The sequence below is a fragment of the Bacillus sp. SIMBA_005 genome, assembly GCF_046535585.1.
Taxonomy (GTDB): Bacteria; Bacillota; Bacilli; order Bacillales; family Bacillaceae; genus Bacillus; species Bacillus pumilus.
In genome coordinates this window covers 1-252 of the sequence record NZ_JAWRWI010000830.1, presented here as the reverse complement: position 1 = coordinate 252, position 252 = coordinate 1, and the positions used below count along the sequence as shown (strand labels likewise).

The window sequence follows — 252 nt, the reverse complement described above, 5'->3', positions numbered from 1 at the left end:
TCGGCGGTGTGATGGCCGCACTCGGTGGACTCGTGCTCACGGCACGCCTGAACGGTGCGGCCCCGGTGGCTGGTATGGGGTACGAGCTCCAAGTCATCGCGGCAGTCGTCATCGGCGGCACGAGCCTCTTCGGTGGCGTCGGGACCATCCGTGGCACGGTGCTCGGCGGCCTCTTGCTCGGCATTGTAATGAACGGCATGAACCTCCTCGGAGTGTCCTCCTACTTCCAGCACGGGGTGCAGGGCGTGATCC

At 66.3% G+C, this 252-nt stretch carries 1 protein-coding gene; it reads left to right on the top strand.

Annotated features, from left to right (window positions below; genetic code table 11):
- Positions 1-11: 11 nt before the first annotated feature.
- Positions 12-252, top strand: a 241-nt coding sequence (locus tag SB660_RS22395; RefSeq protein ID WP_410584672.1) for an ABC transporter permease subunit, incomplete at its 3' end; no start/stop codon positions are given.